Source organism: Benzoatithermus flavus (assembly GCF_037908215.1).
GTDB lineage: Bacteria > Pseudomonadota > Alphaproteobacteria > Geminicoccales > Geminicoccaceae > Benzoatithermus > Benzoatithermus flavus.
In genome coordinates, this window is sequence record NZ_JBBLZC010000001.1 from 238,946 (window position 1) to 256,987 (window position 18,042).

General features: G+C 64.1%; 16 protein-coding genes and 1 tRNA gene. 11 read left to right on the top strand and 6 right to left on the bottom strand.

The window, feature by feature from the left end:
* Window positions 1–91 precede the first annotated feature (91 nt).
* The 9 genes from U1T56_RS01080 to U1T56_RS01120 all read left to right on the top strand — a co-directional run bounded on the left by U1T56_RS01080 (window position 92) and on the right by U1T56_RS01120 (window position 7,359).
* Entirely contained in the window at window positions 92–913 is an 822-nt protein-coding gene (locus tag U1T56_RS01080; protein WP_418157577.1) for a phage capsid protein, read from the top strand.
* A gap of 3 nt (window positions 914–916) precedes the next feature.
* Window positions 917–1,186 carry a hypothetical protein gene (locus tag U1T56_RS01085; RefSeq protein WP_418157578.1) on the top strand — a complete coding sequence of 90 codons (270 nt, stop codon included), beginning with the start codon at window positions 917–919 and terminating at the stop codon, window positions 1,184–1,186.
* Between the two features lie 91 nt (window positions 1,187–1,277).
* Entirely contained in the window at window positions 1,278–1,646 is a 369-nt protein-coding gene (locus U1T56_RS01090; RefSeq protein ID WP_418157579.1) for a hypothetical protein, read from the top strand.
* A 32-nt stretch (window positions 1,647–1,678) separates the two neighbouring features.
* The gene (locus U1T56_RS01095) at window positions 1,679–2,251 is read left to right on the top strand and encodes a phage connector family protein (protein ID WP_418157580.1); all 573 of its coding nucleotides are present in this window, start codon (window positions 1,679–1,681) and stop codon (window positions 2,249–2,251) included.
* On the top strand, window positions 2,248–4,167 hold the full coding sequence (locus U1T56_RS01100; protein ID WP_418157581.1) for a phage tail protein: 1,920 nt from the start codon (window positions 2,248–2,250) through the stop codon (window positions 4,165–4,167). The genes U1T56_RS01095 and U1T56_RS01100 overlap by 4 nt, the downstream gene beginning before the upstream one ends.
* On the top strand, window positions 4,167–4,589 hold the full coding sequence (locus U1T56_RS01105) for a hypothetical protein (RefSeq protein WP_418157582.1): 423 nt from the start codon (window positions 4,167–4,169) through the stop codon (window positions 4,587–4,589). The genes U1T56_RS01100 and U1T56_RS01105 overlap by 1 nt, the downstream gene beginning before the upstream one ends.
* A gap of 113 nt (window positions 4,590–4,702) precedes the next feature.
* Window positions 4,703–6,187 carry a phage terminase large subunit gene (gene terL, locus U1T56_RS01110; RefSeq protein ID WP_418157832.1) on the top strand — a complete coding sequence of 495 codons (1,485 nt, stop codon included), beginning with the start codon at window positions 4,703–4,705 and terminating at the stop codon, window positions 6,185–6,187.
* A 162-nt stretch (window positions 6,188–6,349) separates the two neighbouring features.
* Window positions 6,350–6,439: transfer RNA gene (locus tag U1T56_RS01115), tRNA-Ser, on the top strand.
* A gap of 548 nt (window positions 6,440–6,987) precedes the next feature.
* A complete protein-coding gene (locus tag U1T56_RS01120; protein ID WP_418157583.1) occupies window positions 6,988–7,359 on the top strand; it encodes a hypothetical protein in 372 nt (123 codons plus the stop codon).
* Here the strand turns inward: U1T56_RS01120 and U1T56_RS01125 are convergent.
* Window positions 7,349–7,672 carry a hypothetical protein gene (locus U1T56_RS01125; protein WP_418157584.1) on the bottom strand — a complete coding sequence of 108 codons (324 nt, stop codon included), beginning with the start codon at window positions 7,670–7,672 and terminating at the stop codon, window positions 7,349–7,351. The two genes, U1T56_RS01120 and U1T56_RS01125, sit on opposite strands and share 11 nt — an antisense overlap.
* A gap of 1,021 nt (window positions 7,673–8,693) precedes the next feature.
* On the opposite strand from U1T56_RS01125, the gene U1T56_RS01130 reads away from it, so the two are divergent.
* A complete protein-coding gene (locus tag U1T56_RS01130) occupies window positions 8,694–9,980 on the top strand; it encodes a right-handed parallel beta-helix repeat-containing protein (RefSeq protein ID WP_418157585.1) in 1,287 nt (428 codons plus the stop codon).
* A 234-nt stretch (window positions 9,981–10,214) separates the two neighbouring features.
* Window positions 10,215–10,937 carry a lysozyme family protein gene (locus tag U1T56_RS01135; RefSeq protein WP_418157586.1) on the top strand — a complete coding sequence of 241 codons (723 nt, stop codon included), beginning with the start codon at window positions 10,215–10,217 and terminating at the stop codon, window positions 10,935–10,937.
* A 31-nt stretch (window positions 10,938–10,968) separates the two neighbouring features.
* Here U1T56_RS01135 and U1T56_RS01140 read toward each other — a convergent pair whose 3' ends face one another.
* From U1T56_RS01140 to U1T56_RS01160, 5 genes are all read right to left on the bottom strand, one after another.
* Window positions 10,969–12,132, bottom strand: coding sequence for a lipid II:glycine glycyltransferase FemX (locus tag U1T56_RS01140; protein ID WP_418157587.1), 1,164 nt, complete (start codon window positions 12,130–12,132; stop codon window positions 10,969–10,971).
* A gap of 238 nt (window positions 12,133–12,370) precedes the next feature.
* Window positions 12,371–13,045 (bottom strand): methyltransferase domain-containing protein, encoded by a 675-nt coding sequence (locus U1T56_RS01145; RefSeq protein ID WP_418157588.1) that lies wholly within the window; start codon window positions 13,043–13,045, stop codon window positions 12,371–12,373.
* 76 nt (window positions 13,046–13,121) lie between these two features.
* The gene (locus U1T56_RS01150) at window positions 13,122–14,273 is read right to left on the bottom strand and encodes a lipid II:glycine glycyltransferase FemX (RefSeq protein WP_418157589.1); all 1,152 of its coding nucleotides are present in this window, start codon (window positions 14,271–14,273) and stop codon (window positions 13,122–13,124) included.
* 42 nt (window positions 14,274–14,315) lie between these two features.
* Window positions 14,316–16,571, bottom strand: coding sequence for a GumC family protein (locus U1T56_RS01155; RefSeq protein WP_418157590.1), 2,256 nt, complete (start codon window positions 16,569–16,571; stop codon window positions 14,316–14,318).
* A gap of 40 nt (window positions 16,572–16,611) precedes the next feature.
* Window positions 16,612–18,042: a hypothetical protein gene (locus U1T56_RS01160; protein WP_418157591.1), complete on the bottom strand. Its 1,431-nt coding sequence runs from the start codon at window positions 18,040–18,042 to the stop codon at window positions 16,612–16,614.

An 18,042-nucleotide genomic window follows, 5' to 3' on the forward strand; every position in this document is an offset into this window, starting at 1 on the left:
CCGACCTCCCTGCCCCGAAGCACGCGGCCGACCCGGTTCCGGACGACCGGCATCGCTTCGGGAACCCTCCTCCAACCAGGGTAGGAAATCGATGTCCACATCGATCGACCAGGCTTTCGTGAAGCAGTTCCAGCGCGAGGTCCACGAGGCCTACCAGCGCCAGGGCTCGAAGCTGCGCCCGACCGTACGGGTCAAGACCGGAGTCGTCGGCAGCTCGACCGTGTTCCAGCGCGTCGGCAAGGTGGACGCCCAGAGCAAGGGCCGGCACGCCATGGTGCCGGTGAGCTCGAGCGAGTTCAGCTCGGTCGAGATCCCGCTCCTCGACTACTATGTCGGCGAGTGGATCGACCGGCTCGACGAGCTCAAGACCAACATCGACGAGCGGCAGGTGCTGGCGAACGCCGGCGCCTTCGCGCTGGGGCGCAAGACCGACGAGATCATCATCGAGAGCGGCCTCATGAAGGCCGAGACCGTCATCGGCGACGGCTCGACCGGCCTCACCAAGGCCAAGGTGCTGGCCGCGTTCGAGCAGCTCGGCGCCAACGACGTGCCCGACGACGGCCAGCGCTTCGCCGTGATCGGCTGGCGGCAGTGGTCGGACCTGCTCGACCTGCCGGAGTTCGCGAGCGCCGAGTTCGTCGGCGACGACGTGCTGCCCTGGCGCGGCACGCAGGCCAAGATGTGGCTCGGCACCATGTGGATCCCGCACTCGGCCCTGCCGCTCGCGAACGGGGTGCGCACCTGCTTCTGGTATCACAAGAGCGCCATCGGCCATGCCATCGGCCAGGAAGTGACCTCGGACATCACCTGGCACGGCGACCGAGCCGCACACTTCGTCGCCCATTTCATGTCGCAGGGTGCCGGCCTCATCGACGGCCGCGGCGTCATCAAGCTGCCCTGCCTGGAGGACTGAGCCATGGCCTGCAGCATCAAGGACCTGAGCGCCATCGCATATGCCAACGGCTTCACGCTCTGGCACTACCGCACCGGCGACAGCGCCGCCGACGTCGACAATGCCGGCTACTTCAACGAGGCCAGCCGCATGCTGCGCGTCGGCGACTTCATCCTCCTCAACGCCGGCCAGGGCACTCTGCCCACCCACGGCGTGCTCGTGGTCGCGGCCAACGCCAACGGCGTGGTCGACGTCACGAATCTCACCACCTTCGGCGCGATCAACACCGACTGAGCCGCAAGCGGCTGCCGGGCCCGTAGGGTCCGGCAGCCCCCGCCGTCTCCTCCGCGGCCTCCCGCCGGGCCAGACCTCGAGGATATCCATCATGCCGATCTGGCACGCCATCTGGCGCGACGCCTTCGTCCGCGCCTCGTTCATCGCGACCGTCCTCACGGCCAGCCCCGCTATCGCCGCTTCCTGCCCGCTGCTCTCGGTCGAGGATCTGGCGGAAAAGCTGCCCGCGGCCGACCGCTTCGAGTTCGAGACGGGGATGCTGCGCCCTTTCCTCGCTCTATGGGCGCAGCACCACGACGCTCCCTTGGCCGCGCCACCCGACGGCGTCGCCCTGTTCGCGTTCCGGGGCCGGCCGCTGCTGATCGCGTTCCGCCGGGCGGGCTGCCTCGTGGCCTTGCTCCCGGCCGAGCCCGCCGAGCTCTGGCAGGCGCTGCGCGAGCATATCGGCCCGATCGCCTGACACCCTAGGCACCCCGCTTCGGGAGAGGACCCATGCCGCTCACCGCCGTCGAGCTCTGCGCCACGGCGCTCGTCAAGATCGGTGCCAGGCCGATCTCGGATCTCGAGGAGGAGACCACCGAGGCGACCTGCGCGCGCCGCTTCTACCCGATCACGCGGGATGCGCTGCTCGCCGTCCATCCGTGGTCGTTCACTCTAGCCCAGGCCGAGCTGCTTCCGGATGCGGAGCCGCCGCTCGCCGACTTCGTCCGCAGCTTCCCGCTGCCGCCGGATCACCTGCGCACAATCTCGGTCGGCCCGCGTGGCCGCAGCCGCGGCCTCGCCTACCGTGTCCAGGGTGCCCGCATCCTGTGCGATGCGGATGCGATCACGCTCGCCTACCAGCGCCGGGTGGCCGAGAGCGAGCTGCCCGCCTTCTTCGTCCCGCTCCTCGTCACCCGGCTCGCCGCCGAGCTCTGCATCCCGCTCACCGAGAGCACGGGCCGGGCCGCGGAGCTGTTCCGCCTCGCCGAGGCCGAGCTGAAGCTCGCCCGGCTGATCGACAGCCAGCAGGCGACACCGCAGCGTGTCGACGACTTCACCCTGATCGGGGCGCGCCTGTCATGAGCCGCGCCTTCGTCACCAAGACCGCCTTCACCTCGGGCGAGCTCGATCCTCTGCTCTCGGGCCGGCTCGATCTCCGCGCCCAGGAGGATGGTGCCGCCCGGCTGCGCAACGTCGTCGTCCACCCGACCGGCGGGGTCTCGCGGCGGCCGGGGCTGCGGCTGGCGACGGTCCTGCCGGGTGTCATCCGCCTGATCGACTTCGACGGGTCGGACGGTGGTGAGCTGCTCGCCTTCGGCGAGCACCGTCTCGATGTCGTCAGGGACGGCGTGATCGTGGCTTCGCTCGACTGGACCCCCTGGGACGCCCGGCGCCTCGCCGACATCGGCCATGCACGCTGGGGCGAGCGCCTGTTCTTGTGCCATCCCGAGGTCGAGCCCTGGGAGCTCGTGCGCGACGGCGCCACGGCATGGCGCCTGCGTCCTTGGACCTACGAGGTCGACATCGAGAGCGCGGGCTACCAGCGCGCGCTCCTGCCGTTCGTGAAGTTCGCGCCGCCCGAGACCGCTCTTCAGCTCGACGACGCCACCGCGGAGCCGATCGCCGCCGGCCCGGTCCGCATCCGGACCGGCGAGCCCGTGTTCACCGAGCGGCACATCGGCGTCCTGATCCGGGTCAAGGGCAGGCACATTCGGATCGTCAACGTCGATCCGCTCGAGCCGGAGACGGCGATCGGCCTCGCCCTCGAGCCGCTGCCGGACGGCAGGCCGACCCGCGACTGGGCCGAGCAGGCCTTCAGCGAGGCGCGGGGCTGGCCCGCCTGCGTCGCGGTCCATCAGGAGCGCCTCGTCATCGGTGGCTCGCGCGATCTGCCCGACCGCCTGTGGTTCTCGAAGACCGGCCATCCGCTCAACTTCGATCCGGGTTCGGGCGAGGACGACGCCGCCTTCTCGTTCCGGCTCACGGGCGACGAGCACCATGCGATCCGAAGCCTGGTCCCCGGCCGTCAGCTCCAGGTGTTCACCCGCAGCGGCGAATGGATCGTGCCGGGCTCGATCCTGACGCCCGCGACCGTGCAGGCCCAGCTCCAGACCCGGATCGGCTCCTATGCCGAGCGGCGGATCGAGCCGGTCGACGTCGACGGTGCCACGCTGTTCGTCGGCGCTTCCGGCCGCGAGCTGCGCGAGTTTCTCTATGCCGACAGCGAGCAGGCCTACCAAGCCGCCGATATCGCCCTCCTGTCGCGGCATCTGCTCGTGGACCCCGTTGCCATGGGCTTCGACCGCCGCCGCCGCTGGCTCCTGATCGTGCGCGCCGACGGCAGGCTCGCCACGGTCGTGATCGACCGGAACAACAACGTCGTGGCCTGGAGCTTGCTCGAGACCGCCGGCGCGTTTCGCGACGTCGCCTGCCACCGGGGCGAACCCCACCTCCTGGTCGAGCTCGACGGCAGGATGCTCCTCGAGCGCTTCGAGGACGGGCTCGACGTCGATCATGCGACGAGCCCGACGAGCGACGCGCCGACGGCGGTGTGGACGGGCCTCGATCACCTCGACGGCCGGGAGGTGGCAGCGCTTCCCGACGGCGGCGAGCCCGTGCGCGTCACGGTGGCGGACGGCGCGATCGCGCTTCCGGTCGAGACGACCGGCGTCACGGTCGGCGCGCCTTACGCGCATGCGATCGAGCCTCTGCCGCTCGTCGTCCCCGCCGGTGCGGGCCTCGGCCTCGACCGCCCGTATCGCCCGGTGCGGATCACCTTCCGCCTCCTGAGCAGCACGGCGCTCCGCGTCGACACCGGTGCCGGACCGCGCCCCGTGCCCCTGCCCACGTCCGCGGACCGCGGCTTCTCGGGCGATGTCGCGGTGCGGGCCCTCGGCTGGCGCCGCGGGGCGAGCGAGCCGCCGTGGCGGGTCGGCCAGGACGATCCCGCCCCTTGCACGATCCTTTCCGTAACCACCGAGATCATGGGTGACGCGTGATGGGTGCCCTCAACAGCCTCGCGACCTTGGGTCTGAACCTCGCGCTCGGCCAGCAGGCGCAGCGCGTCCAGAACCGGAGCCTGCGCGAGCAGCGCGACCGGCAGATCGAGCAGATCCGGCTGCGTGACGCCGAAGCCCGCCGCGAGCAGGAGCTGGCGCTGAAGCGCCGGCTCGCCGAGGAGCGGGCACGGGCGGGGGCGGCCGGTGTCGGCAGCACCGGAGGGGCGGCCGACGCCATCCTCTCGGGCCTGGCTTTGGAGAGCCGGCAGGCCGAGGCCGCCCGGGCCCGACAGTCGGCCTTGCGCATCGACGAGATCAGGAAAGCCTACGACGGCCGGCGCCGCAGCAACCTGCTCGACTTCACCGGCCGCTGGCTCGCCTACGGCAGGAGCGGCGGCCGCAGCCGGAGCCTTCTCGATTGAAGGCGCAGGACGTGGTGAAGCGGTCCGGGCGCGCGGACACGAGGCGAGCACGGGCCGGGAAGGCCGAAGCGGCGGCGAGGGCGGCGCCGGCGATCATCCGCCCCGTGCCGCTGCTGGCCGGAACGAGCTTCACCCAGTTCGTCAACGCCTGGAACCTCGAGCAGAACCGGTCCACGCCCGATCTCCACCTCCGCATGGCCCGTTGGCTGGATGCGTGCTGGATCCGCGGCGACCGCCGGCTGCTGCTCATGGTGTTCCGCGACGCCGGCAAGTCGACGCTCGTCGGCCTGTTCTGCGGCTGGCTCCTCGGGCGCGACCCCGATCTGCGCCTGCTCGTGCTGTCCGCCGAGGCGAGCCTCGCCACCAAGATGACGCGCAACGTCCGCCGCCTGATCGAGCGCCATCCGCACCTCCAGCATCTCCGCCCGAAACGGCGCGAGGAATGGGCGTCCGACCAGCTCACCGTCGAGCGGACGGCCAACCATCGCGATCCGTCGCTGCTCGCGCGCGGCATCGGCGGCAACATCACCGGCTGCCGGGCCGACGTCGTGATCTGCGACGACGTCGAGGTGCCCAACACCGCCGACACGCCTCACAAGCGCTCGGAGCTGCGCGAGCGCCTGCGGGAGGTGGGTTTCGTGCTCGTGCCGGGCGGGCTGCAGCTCTTCATCGGCACGCCGCACAGCTATTACTCGATCTACGCTGCCGAGCCGCGGCCCGAGATCGGCGAGAAGGCGCCCTTCCTCGCCGGCTACCGTCGGCTCAGTCTGCCGCTCCTCGACGAGGGCGAGCAGGGCTTGTGGCCGGACCGGTTCGCGCCTGCCGCCGTGATCGGCCTCAAGGAGGAGAGCGGACCCGTCCGCTTCCGCAGCCAGATGATGCTCATACCGGCGCACACGCGCGAGATCCGCCTCGACCCCGATCGCCTCGTCCACTACGAGGCGCCGCTCGAGCTGCGCGAGGTCAACGGCGAGCTCGTCCTTACCATCGCTGGTCGGCGGATGGTGGGCGCCGCCTGCTGGTGGGATCCGGCGATGGGCCGGCCCGGCCGGGGCGATGCCAGCGTGGTGGCGGCGATGTTCACGGACGACAGCGGCGGCTACTGGCTGCACGGGATCCGTTATCTCACCGTCGCCGAGGACCACCCGGACGGGACGGACGCCGCTGCCCAGCTCTGCCGGCAGGTGGCCCGGTTCGTCGCCGAGCACGAGCAGCCGGGCATCATGGTCGAGACCAACGGTCTCGGCAAGTTCCTGCCGATGCTGCTGCGCCGCGAGCTTGCCGCGCAGGGCCTGGCCGTGGCGGTGGTCGAGCACGTGAGCACCCGGCGCAAGGACGAGCGCATCCTGAGCGCCTTCGACCCGCTCCTGGCCGCGCGCGCGATCCGCGCCCATGCCTCGGTCTGGGAAACGCCCTTCATCCGCGAGATGCGCGAGTGGCAGCCGGGCGCCAACGGTGCCGACGACGGGCTCGATGCGGTGAGCGGCTGCATCCTGTCGCAGCCGGTGCGCCTCGGCGCCCGCCCGACGACCCTCGTGCGCCGCGCTTGGCGGGGCATGCCGGGCGGCTTTCGCGCCGACACCAGATTTGCGCCGTGAACCGGGGCAGCCGGATGAAGGTCGGCAGCGGCGGCCGGCGGTCGGGGAGATTCGATGGAAAGACGCTCTCTGGAAGAAGGCCATGCCCGTGTCCGTCGCTCGGCCGCTGCTCGACCGTTTCGCCGGCCCTCCGGCCATGCTAAGAACCCGGCCGTGTCCTTTGGATGGGTGGCCGAGCGGTTTAAGGCAGCGGTCTTGAAAACCGCCAGAGGGGTGACCCTCTCGTGGGTTCGAATCCCACCCCATCCGCCACCGCTCCCAGGTCTGTTTTGGCCACATGGGTTCCGCAGACACAGGTGACACTTTCGATCCGAAAGGGTTCTCGACCGGATCGAGCCTGCATGTCTCGCGGTCGAAGTAGCCGCGATCATAGTCCGTAAAGCTGACCAGCCAAATCTCGTCACTCACCTGTTTGATGCCGACGCTTTGGCCAGCGAAGACTTGGCCGAGAGCCGTGGCCGATAACTCCGACCTGCTCTGAGGGTTGGGTTTTCGGCCGCAGGCGGCTCGGGTGCCCCCGTCCATATCGGTAGTCCCCGCCGAGGATCGCCGAAGATGGCCCGGACGCCCGAGCACCGCCGGCGCGCCGCGCCGGCCATCGCCGATATGGTACGCGCCGACGCGATCGCCCGCCTCGCCGGCATCGTCGACGCGATCGACCCGCCCGCCGTCTCCGGCCGGCCGAGGGCCGCAAGCGGCGGCCTGCCGCCGGCCTTCTCGACACCCGGAGCGTCGCGACCGGCCCGCAGCGCAGCCCACGCGGCTTCGACGCCGGCAAGAAGATACGCGGCAGAAAGCGCGTGCCGCACGCGGACACCCTGGGCCTGGTGCACGCGGTCCGGGTGGCCCCGGCGTCGGTGCAGGACCGCGACACGCCGAAGGTGATCGAGCCCGAGCGCGCCGCGAGTCCGCTCTTCGAGAGCTGGGCCGCTCTCGCCTTCGGCGAGGCCGCCACGGCACCGCCGATCCGGTGCGGCCTCGAGCTGGTCGGCCGCAAGGGCTTCCAAGTCGGGCCCCAAAGGGGGCGGGTCGAGCAGACCTTCGGGGTGCTTGGCCGCTGCCGGCGGCGGCTGGTCGAGCACGAGGGCGGCACCACCATGGCACGCACCATGACCTCGCGCGCCGCCCCGTTCACGACCGCCAACCGCTGCGAACACGAGCTCATGGCGTGACGGTTTTCGGCACGGTTCCGAGCGTGGCCGACGCGCAGGCCATGACCGAGCATCTGCGCTCTGGGTTGGTGGCGAGGATGCCCGCTGTCGTGCTGGAGGGCACGGTCGAGATGGACGAGGTCGCGGCGGCGATCGCCTCGTCCGTGGCATAGGACTGCGGCAAGGCTTCGCGCTCGTGCCGGTGCGGACCCGTCGGTCGCAGGTGCCGGAGAAACGGCATCGCCGCCGCTGGCGTGCCGGCGCGACCTGGAAGCGGGTGCATGCGGTCGCGCAGATCGAAGACATGCCCGGTATCCTTCAGCACCAGGGGCATCACGATGCATGATCGAGCAGCGGATCGGGTTGGTCTGGGCTGTGCGCCCTTGTCGCAGCTGCTCATCGCATCGTCCACCGGCGATAAAACTGGATCACAACCTACCAGTGAAAACCATGAATGGACACTTGTCGCGGGATTATCCGAGTACAATTTTTTACCGGAAGTTTCAAAGGGCCCCGGAAAGGAACAACAAAATAGCTATATCTTTAGGAGCCCAAATTACATATCAAATCTACCTGCAATAACTAGAAGGGTGAAAACGTCTCGAGATGGATCATGGCTGCCGATCAAGCCACGTCGGTCGATATGGCCTCGAGGCAGAAGCTGCCGTGCCTTCCCGCCGATGAACAGAGGCGGGGCCTGCAGCCCAACAACCAACACGCCACTCTAAAGGGGCGGGATCCGATAAGGTCTGCGCCAAAGCATCATCAATCGGGGAACGAGCCCATGCAATCGCATTCGAGTATGACTTGCCGAGGATCGCCGAACATCCCTCTCGAACTGGAAGGGGGCATCGCCGGCTGGTCGTAAGGCCAGATGCGGCTCGGGTACCGGATGAGCGATGGCGGCTGATGGTCAGAACGTGACTCTCTGACGGCGGGTAGGTACGAGAGCGTTAACGGTCGGCCATAGACACCAACCTGATCCGAATACCAGGGCGGTGTAGAGCATCATCTGGCTCGCAGGCCGCCCTGCTCCCATGCACGGTACCGTCACGTTGAGCGGCGGTAGTTCCGTCAATCTGCTCTACACGAATCCGGCGTTCTTATCCGCCTTCGGCTTCCTATACGGCGTGCCGACGGAAGCGGCGGGCAAGACTACGCACGTGTCTTGGGCTTGGTGCATTTCCGGCCAGTAATGGAAATCCGTGCGTCAGAATCGCGGATGCGAAGAAGAGCAGAAGATAGCCACTAAAAGACTATCCTAAGAACTGCCAACAATGAAAATGCCCATCACTTTGCGTCACCAATCGGTGACGTACACGCTCCTTTGCTCTGCGTTTTTCTCTATGACTTGCATGAGTCTGCGGGCGGCGCATGCGACCAACTTCTACGTCGACAACGCCGTCCCCAGCTCTGGCAACGGCACATCCTGGGCCTCGGCCTGGAAGGGCTTCTCGCGGATCAACTGGTCTGTGATCCGTCCTGGCGATACGATTTACATTTCCGGCGGTCCGGGTGTCTCAGCCAGCAAGACCTATTATGAGACGCTCACCATTGGTGCTAGCGGTTCTTCAGCCGGGCCGATTACCATCGCGAAGGGCACGGATCCCGGCCACAATGGTACCGTGATCATCGATGGACAGAATAGCCGCTCCTACGGAGTGGAAATTAACAGTCGCAATTATGTAATCATCAGGGATCTGACGATCCGCAACCATGCCGGCGCAGGCATCAGCGTGAAGTACACGACTGCCGGGGTTCTGGTCGAGAACAACAACATCTACTCGGGGGATCCGGGCTCGGGCAACGCACGCGGCATCGACGCACGCAACAATAACGGTGCAAATCCACTCATCGTTCGCAAGAATTATTTCAGCACACCGTCCAATACGGCAGCGCAAACCGATGGCATTTGGTCGTCAGGCAATAATGGCGTCGTCTACGAGAACAATCGTCTCGTCATCTCCAACAACAACACGACCGGGCACAGCGACGGCATCCAGTCCTACATGGATTACAGCATCACGATTCGTGGCAACTGGATCGAGCAGGCAAACACGGCACAGACCAACAATCACGGCATGTGGTTGTCCAATACCCAAAGCGGCGGAGTCATCAAGGTCTACAACAACGTGGTGCTCACTCCCAACCTGACAAGAGACAGCGCCGTCACGCACTGGGCCGAGCCGAGCTGGAGCGGGACCGGAACGATTCGACTGTGGAACAATACGATCTATGGTGGCCGCCGGAGCCTCAACCTCGACAAGACACCCAACGCTGAAGTTAGAAACAATATTCTCTGGCCGGCAGCCAATGGTCATGCGATATATATCGTAAACGGAGCCATCCCTTCGACCAACATCGACAACAACATAATCTGGGCACCTAACGCTAACATTGCCTACGTCTCAGGCCGTACTGTCTCCTGGTCGGGTTGGAAGTCGCTAGGTTATGATAGCAACGGGATGAATACGGATCCACAGTTCGTCGATTCTATTTCCAAGGATTATCACCTTCGGCCGACGGCACCCGCGATCGATATCGCTCGGATGCTATCCGAGGTGATCACCGATTACGACGGTACTCCACGGCCGCAAGGTGCCGCGCCCGACGTTGGCGCGTTCGAGCGCACGCCCAACTGAGCCAGCGGCGCTGCCGGCATCTTGAGCTACGGGGCCGCATCACGGCCCCGTAGCTGCCCAACGGCCGAGATGGAACTTGTGCCCGACTACCGGATCGGGCATTAATAATCATCTCGATCCATGGGGACGACATCGGTTCTGGCGAGCGAGGCCGAGCGTCGTGATAGGCTGCGATATCGTCTGAGAGTGCCGGGAGCAAGCAACATGAGGTGGCCGAGACCTGTCGCGGCTACCATGACAGTGGTCACGCCCGCTTTGGTGTTTGTTTTGGTGTTTCTCTCGGCGGCGTCAGCTGCCTTGGCGGTCGAGCGTTTCCCCACCCTTCCTCCCGGTGCGCCATTGCCGTCACCTGCGGCTTGTGTTCTGCAGGTACAGCCCTATGCAGAACGTGAGCACCGGCCCGCGAATGCCCGCTACAACGCCCGCCAGGGCAACCGGATCGCCTTCATCCATGGTGCCAGTCATGCCTACAACCAACGCTGGGCGCCGCGTGTCGATGGTCGGTTCACCGGTACCACCGAGCAGATCCTGCTATGGGCCGCCTGCAAATGGGGGATCAGCGGCGACCTGATCCGTAGCATGGCCGTGGTCGAAAGTGGGTGGAGGATGGACCAAGGCGGTGACTTCACCACCGATGTAACTTTCTGCACGCTGATAGGCGGCAGATCTCCTTGCGCCCAGTCTTATGGTATCATGCAGATCAAGGTCTCGTTTCACCCGGTCTGGCCGCTCGCGCGGTTGAGCACGGCTATGAACTCGGATTATGGGGCAGCATGGCTGCGTGCCTGCTTCGTAGGTGACTTCCGCTGGCTCGGGCATTCCTACCGCGCAGGAGACATCTGGGGGTGTGTCGGGGCGTATTATGCCGGCGAATGGTACAGCGATGCAGCAGAGGCTTACATCCACCGAGTTCGACAGCAAATGATCGAGCGTATCTGGGAGAGGCCGGACTTTTAACAACCTTCAATTTCCTTCCAGCCAATCACCTTCAACCCGAGCAGCCAACTCCATCGGGGAAGCAATACGGTAGTTCGATGTGTGACTTGCTGCGCAGTCGGTTGAGAAAGCGGTGAAAGAGCAGACGGTCAGCGACGAATGGATAGACGGTCCGCAGAACGAGACAGCCGACCGGGCCGAAAGCACGATGCATCGCCATCGGCAGCAGGACAGGGGCAGGACCGAATTCCCGCTTGAACGCATCCGGGGATCGGTGGAACTCCTCGGGCAGGGGTTCGCCCGTTATCATCATTTGCGCATAGCAGCGGTTGACTCCCCCGAAATCGTAGCGGCGATAGCCCTGTCCCTTGGCCCAGCAGATCGCTGCCCACTGGCAGGCGGCATTTGCCTGGAGCCGTCGATCCTCGCCGACCCAACCCGAGAGGCGGTCGGTCACCGTGTTGCCGAAGGCGGTGAGCCAAAAGGCAGCCAGCGTCCTGTCCCGATACCGAGCAAGGAACAGCTGCACCGATCCGATCGGATGAAGTGCATTCCATTGATGGTGCAGATACGCCCGTGATACAGGTGCAAAGCCTTGCATCCGTGCAGTCTTCTCGTGCAGCGTGTGGAACAGGTCAATATCGCCCCGATCACCGATCCGCACCTCGATGCCTGCCTGCCGGCTGCGCCGGATCTGGCGGCGTTTTCCGGGCGATAGGCCGGCAAAGATCCGATCGAGATTCGGTGACAGATCGAGGCGGAGCGTAGCAGTTGGTGCTACCGCTGGTGCGCCTGGTCTGTAGCCACGGGCCGTCAACGTAGACGCGACACAATTATCGTCCTCAGGCGGCTGCACGATCAGATGTCGAATTCCGGCTGCCCATGCCACGTACTCGACCTCGTCGAGCACGCTTGCCGTCTCCCTTGCACCTGCACCGGCAGCGATCAGTGGCCCCCGGGCCACGTAGCCGACTGCCCCCAGCGGCCCGAATTGTCGGGCGATGATATAGGCTCCCCCCATAATGTCACAACCGCGATATACTACTGCATGGTGGACTTTGAAGCCGATCGCCCGCTTGGTCCGCACCCACGCGCTCGTCTGCACGAGATCGCCACCTGGCGTTGCGGCGACGAAGCGGTCCCACTGCTCAGCTTCCGGCGACCCGACGTTGAGGTCACGTTCGGTCGTCCCTCGTCGAGCGATCGGAGCCTGCATTCGAGTCTCCTGCCACCTACAATACCATCAACTATAAACTACGACAACGCCAAAAACAAGCAAGATGCTCTTGGCGAAATTGTTAATAGCGATAGCGATCGCAATCTGTCTTGTCAATCACCGCAAGATTCCAACGGGCAGCAGATGTTCACTTCTTTGAATGAACAACTTTCGAGCTTGACCTCAGCTGAACCAGCCATCCTGCACCGTACCAGCGCACGACGCACTTACCCAGCCATCATAACTTTACCGGATGAACGTAGTACACATGGATGGAAAGCGTACGCGCCCATTCCTTGCCGGGACGCCAACCACGAAACCGCTTCACCAACTGACATCGACCGGTGTTCATCAGATAGTCGTGCTCAAATGGGTTCAAGTATATAAATTTGACACATCGCGGAAACAAGTCGATAGACTCAAACATTTGCTGAACAAAACAGCAAAAATCTGAACCGCGCAATGTGTTGTACATGAAGATGATAGTCACTTCGCTGGGTATCTTATAGGTGACAGCATCGCCGGAAACAAACTCAATCGGTGCATGACGATGCAAGCGGAAGCTCGATAGATTTTGCTGGGCCGTCCGGCGCAGGTGCTCTGAAAGTTCAAGTCCGAGCACGCGCTTGAACGGGAAGAGGCTCGCTAGGAACACGGCCCGGCCGTGACCAGAACCAATATCGAGAAACGTGTCCTCGGGTCCTGGTTGCACCCAGTGGAGCGCCCGATAGACAGGCAGCCAGCCACACGGTTTATCCGGAGGAACATTCATGGGGGCATAAGGGTTTGAACGGTCGGGAGGCGTAGTCCGTATGTCCAGCACACGATCGATAGTTCTCCAAAGAACTCCACGCGCGCGCTGGTGAGACCAGCGTAAAAGTTGCCAAGATGTCGCTAGATTGAGCTGAGCCATGATGATCTTCGTCTCCAATGGTAGTTTTGGCCGACATTCTCACATATCTCTATACATGTCAGTTTTTGCCATATACTCATCTACCACGGATCGAGCCAATGATGGTTCTGACAATAGGATGCCGCCTACAGGATGAGCGAAGAATGCTGGCCATAACTCGCCCGGCAGGACGTAGACCAATTTGATAGGCTGGCGGCAGCAAGACCGGATACCCGCCGAAAGCCAACTTGAAACCCGCAGGAGAGGAGCTGCTGGCCAATGGAAGAGGCAACTCGGCTGCAATCAAGGCCGCTAGATCACGATCGATGCCTCCAAGATCGTACCAACGGTATCCTCTCTCCTTGCCCCACTTGATTGCGGCCCAATGGCAGGCAACACCTGGCTGCAAACTTGAACCTTCACCGGTCCATCCAGCCAACCGATAGGTGATGGTATCGCCGAAAGCGGTGAGCCACATCGCCGCGAGTGGGAGACCTTTGTGGTAGGCCATCAGGATGAACACCAATCCTCGGGAGGCTAGAACTTCCCATTGGCGCTTGAGATAGGATCTGGAGACTGGCCTAAAACCCTGACGTAGGGCCGTCGCTTTGTGTAGCGCATGAAATGTGGCAATAGCCTCATGTCCGACAAACCGAACATTCAGACCTCGAGTCTCGGCCTGACGCACGTTGCGTCGCCGCGAACTCGACATGCGAGCAAGAATCTGATCGAGATCCATTGTAAGATCTACACGCAGTGTTGCTGGCGGCGCGACACATATCGCATCAGCTGTATAACCTCGAGCCTTCAATTCCTGTGCGATTACGTCACCTCCTTCTGGCGGCTGAATGATGAGATGCCAGACATGTTGTAAATTGGCGACATGCTCAAGAGCATCGAGCAATTGAACTGCTAGAGTGCAAGACGTCGGATCAACAAGAAGTGGGCCACGTGCTATGTAGGCTATGGTAGCGAAAGGTCCGAGACGCCGGACCAGCATCTGAGCGCCACCCAAGATCTTGCCATCACCCCAAGCAATAACGGGATAGCATTGCCAGCCGCCTCCCTCCTTGGTCCTTGCCCAGGCTGCCGTTTGCACGATGTCCCCACCGACGGCATTTGCCACGAAGCGGTCCCACATCTCAGGATCGGCCGCCATAATCGACAAATCGACATCCTGACACCCATGCAGCAAATCCCCTTCTACTGCATTATCACTCGAAGATGATGAAAAAATGTCGCTATGCATTCGATCACCTCCTCTCCCATCGATTATTTTACATAATAGATTTCAATCTATAAAATAGTGTCTGATGCGTCCGTAGCTTTGACCAATATCATCATAGCCATACTTCGCATGACGACGAAGGTCGACTTGATTTAGTATGATTCCAAGAAGCGGTATTCCACTCTTGGTCAAGATATCGAGGCCATTCACAGCAGCTGTGATGCTGGTCTTTCCCCATTGCACCACAAAGATCGCGGCATCTGCCAGTGGCGCCACAAGCCGAACGTCCGCGAGCCCGAGAGCAGGTGGCGTATCCAAGATGATGTAGCCGTAATGCCGGCGAAGCTCGGTCATCAGCAACCGCATCTTCTCCAGCCCGATCAGATCGGAGGGGCTGACCATACGCCCCCTCGACGAGGTCGAGATGAAGTGGAGCCGTCTCTCATCCGAAAACTCTTGAATGCTCTCGTCCAGGCTGCACTTTTCGAGCATGAGCTCCACGATACCGGCTTCGACGGGCTGTGCCAGCGTGCGTGCTATGCTCGGCCGGCGCAGATCGAGGTCCAGCACCAGCGTGCGGCGGCCCGACCGCGCCAGCGAGGCGGCAAGGCTCAGCGCAAGCGTGGTCTTGCCTTCGCCCGGCTGCGTCGATGTGACGAGGAGGACCTGCGGCGAGGCACCGGTCCGAGGATCCAGAATGGTCGTCTGAAGCCCTTTGATGGCTTCCGCATAGGTCGAAGCCGGCCGGTCGAGGAGATAACGGAGGATGCCTCGGCTACGGGCCGAACGACCGAGGCGCGGTATCAGTCCCAGCATCGGAACACCAAGCATCCGCTCGACCTGCTGGCCGTTGCGTAGGCCGCGGTCCAGATGCTCGAGCAGAGCTGCCAGCGCAGTACCGGCCATCAGGGACGTGACCAGGCCGGCCGCGGCCATGATGCCGAGCTTAGGAAAGCTCGGCTTGTCGGGAGGCTCCGCGCTGTAGATCACCCTGGCATCGGGCTCGAGGAGTTCCTGTTGCTCCTCGATTTCCTTGGAGCGAGCGAGAAAGGTCTCGTAGAGCAGGCGCTTGGCTGCTGCGACGCGCTCGAGCTCGCGGAGCGGGACGCTCGCCTGCCCGGCCGCGGCATAGCGCTCCTTCGCCTGGGCTAGCGCCTGCTCGAGCGCGTGCTCGCGCATCCGCGCCACCACCAGCTCGTTCTCGAGATTGCGGACGACGTTGCCGATCTCCTGTCCAATGCGGCGTATGACGTTGTCGCGCTGTGCTCTGACCTCGATCACGCGTGGGTGCTTCTCGCCGTAGACCTGCGAGAGCTGCGCCTCCTCGCGCTGCAGCTCTGCCTTCTGCTGTTGCAGATTGAGGATGATCGGAGACGTCTCGACCTCCGAGAGAGAGTCGAGCCGCTGGCCTTGGGTCGTGAGCGCATGCACTTGGCTCACGCGCGCTTCCTTGGCCGCGCGCTCGGCCTGTGCCGTGGCCAAGGCCGCCTGAAGGCTGGTGAGCTGCTGCGCATCCAGGCTGCCGTCGCGGCCGTCCATGAGGCCATTGGCGGCCCGGTAGTCGCTCACCGCGGTCTCCGCCTTCAGGACGTCATCGCGAAGCTGTCTGGCCCGCTCGGAAACGAGCTGGGCTGCGCGCTGCGTCTTGGCCAACTTATCCGCGAGCTGGGACTGGATGTAGCGCTCGACGGTGGTGTTCACGATTCGGGCCGCCTCCTCGGCGCTTGCAGAGGAGAAGCGCACGGTTACAATTCGGGATTCGCCCTCCTGAACGACCTCGAGGCGGTCCAAGAACCGGTCGATGACGAGCTCGGTCGAACTGCCGTCCGGACCAGGTGTGCGTGCTGCTTCGGAGATCTCGGCGTGCTCGGCCCGTGGCACCAGTTGATCGGCGAAGCCTGCGACGGTGAGCCAGTTATTCACCAGCCAACGCCGTGCCTTGAACGCTAAGGACGTCTCCCTAGAGCGCAGCACGGGATTGTAGTCGGGGTTCCGGTCGAGCCCGAGCGCGAGGACCACCTCCTTAGCCAGCGCGCGAGAACGCAACAGCTTGATCTGGGTAGCGATCGCCGAGGTCTCGCCCGGGAGCGTGCCCGCCCGGTCGGCCGCGACCGCCTTCAGCTCGACGGCACGGATCGCCGAAGGCTCGATCATCACCGACGAGGTGGCAGTGTAGAGCGGCGTGAGCTGCAATGTCACCAACAGGATCGCCCCGGTGAGCAGCACCGTCGTCCCCAAAATGACGAGCTTCCGGCGCCGGAGTGCGCCTAGCACAGCCCTCAGATCGAGGTTGTCGCCATGCGCATTGAGACCCTCCATGATCCTCCCTCCTTCGGATCTCTCTGTCGGCCGGCTCGTGTCATGGGGCAGCCGACAGGGAGGCCCCTGTCCGGTTGGAAAAGGCGATTGCACGTGCCCGGGGACCGACCTCGGCCGACCACCCCCGGATCACCCGACGCGGAGCCCCAGCAGCTGCCGGCCGAGCAGCAAGCGCGAGCAGGGGGAAGAAGAGGTCGGCTGATCCACGTACCGTCAGGTGCGGATCGACGAGCATCAGGACCAGAATGACCATGAGATAGGTGAAGGCGGTGGCAGCGGCGACACCAATGGCATCGACACGCTCGCAGGTGACGCGCCAGAGCGCTCGCGCCACGATGCCGACGAAGAAGACGAACGCGAGCAGGAATGGCAGGCCACCGATCCAGAGCAGCCAGACATAGCCGCTCTCGATGTAGACGAACTCCCGCCACGGTTCGGGAGCAGGAACGCGTGGGGCGGGGCGTACGCCCGTAAGCCAGTTCGTGCCGGAAAGCAACTCGGGGAGGAAGAAGCGCTGGAGATTCTCGACGCGTCCCTGCCAGCTGTGCGGGATCCCAGCCGAGCTCTCGAACCCGGCCAGCCTCGCCTCGATCACTGGCCAGAACAGCACTGCTGCCACGCACGCGGCAAGGCCACCCGCGAGCAGGAACCGGCGCAGGCGGCCGGTAATGCAGCCGATCGAGACCACCGCCACGACAAGGCCGATATAGCCGGAGAACTCTCCGGCGACGACGCAGCCCGAGAGGAAAAGACCGGTCGCGGCTATGAGAAGCCAGCGCCGACGACGTGCCTGAAGCAGCATCGTGAGAGCTGCGACCAGATTCATGATCATGAGATCGGCCACGCCGAAAGCCGACGCCACGGTGGAGGTGCCCCGATCCGTTGATGGCTCGTTGTGTCCCTCGAATGGTTGATCGTAGTGATGGTGCAGAAACTCTGGCACACCTGCAAGGTTCTGCACTTGGAGAATGGCAATGACAGCTACGATTGCAGCCGATACCATCGAGACATATAGGCACCACTTGACTTGTTTTTCGTCTGCGATTGCTGCACGGAATAGGCGATAGAGGAGGTAATACTTCCAGAGAACGATGGCGTAGAGGACATCGTCAGCGGTGAGCGATAGCCCTCGCAGGTGGAGTGCGACGAGCGGCAGGATCGAGCTCGTCACCGCCATCAGCACGAGAGCCAGATCCAGCCGGTCGAAGCGTGGCTCCCGGTAACCGCCGCCCAGCATGAGCAGAAGCGTGCGCAACGCCATGGCCGCGAGGAGGACGAGGAGCAACAATTCGTTCGGCCGTAAAATCGGGATGAAGTCGCCACGCGCGATACCGACTATCAAAGGATTGGTCAGGAGGAACAGATAGGCCGCATAGCGGGGTCGAGCGACAACCGCGGCGAAGCACAGCGCCAGAAGCGCAGCCAGGGCGGGTGCGCCTATTGCTTCGAGAAGCGGACCCGCTACCATCAT

Bases quoted from the DNA above. Each gene is read 5' to 3' on its own strand.
- U1T56_RS01100 (WP_418157581.1), top strand. From the start codon at position 2,248: ATGAGCCGCGCCTTCGTCACCAAGACCGCCTTCACCTCGGGCGAGCTC.
- U1T56_RS01080 (WP_418157577.1), top strand. From the start codon at position 92: ATGTCCACATCGATCGACCAGGCTTTCGTGAAGCAGTTCCAGCGCGAG.
- U1T56_RS01140 (WP_418157587.1), bottom strand. From the start codon at position 12,132: ATGCAGGCTCCGATCGCTCGACGAGGGACGACCGAACGTGACCTCAAC.
- U1T56_RS01090 (WP_418157579.1), top strand. From the start codon at position 1,278: ATGCCGATCTGGCACGCCATCTGGCGCGACGCCTTCGTCCGCGCCTCG.
- U1T56_RS01150 (WP_418157589.1), bottom strand. From the start codon at position 14,273: ATGCATAGCGACATTTTTTCATCATCTTCGAGTGATAATGCAGTAGAA.
- U1T56_RS01095 (WP_418157580.1), top strand. From the start codon at position 1,679: ATGCCGCTCACCGCCGTCGAGCTCTGCGCCACGGCGCTCGTCAAGATC.
- U1T56_RS01105 (WP_418157582.1), top strand. From the start codon at position 4,167: ATGGGTGCCCTCAACAGCCTCGCGACCTTGGGTCTGAACCTCGCGCTC.
- U1T56_RS01130 (WP_418157585.1), top strand. From the start codon at position 8,694: ATGAGTCTGCGGGCGGCGCATGCGACCAACTTCTACGTCGACAACGCC.
- U1T56_RS01155 (WP_418157590.1), bottom strand. From the start codon at position 16,571: ATGGAGGGTCTCAATGCGCATGGCGACAACCTCGATCTGAGGGCTGTG.
- U1T56_RS01085 (WP_418157578.1), top strand. From the start codon at position 917: ATGGCCTGCAGCATCAAGGACCTGAGCGCCATCGCATATGCCAACGGC.
- U1T56_RS01145 (WP_418157588.1), bottom strand. From the start codon at position 13,045: ATGGCTCAGCTCAATCTAGCGACATCTTGGCAACTTTTACGCTGGTCT.
- U1T56_RS01125 (WP_418157584.1), bottom strand. From the start codon at position 7,672: ATGCCCCTGGTGCTGAAGGATACCGGGCATGTCTTCGATCTGCGCGAC.
- U1T56_RS01135 (WP_418157586.1), top strand. From the start codon at position 10,215: ATGACAGTGGTCACGCCCGCTTTGGTGTTTGTTTTGGTGTTTCTCTCG.
- U1T56_RS01160 (WP_418157591.1), bottom strand. From the start codon at position 18,042: ATGATGGTAGCGGGTCCGCTTCTCGAAGCAATAGGCGCACCCGCCCTG.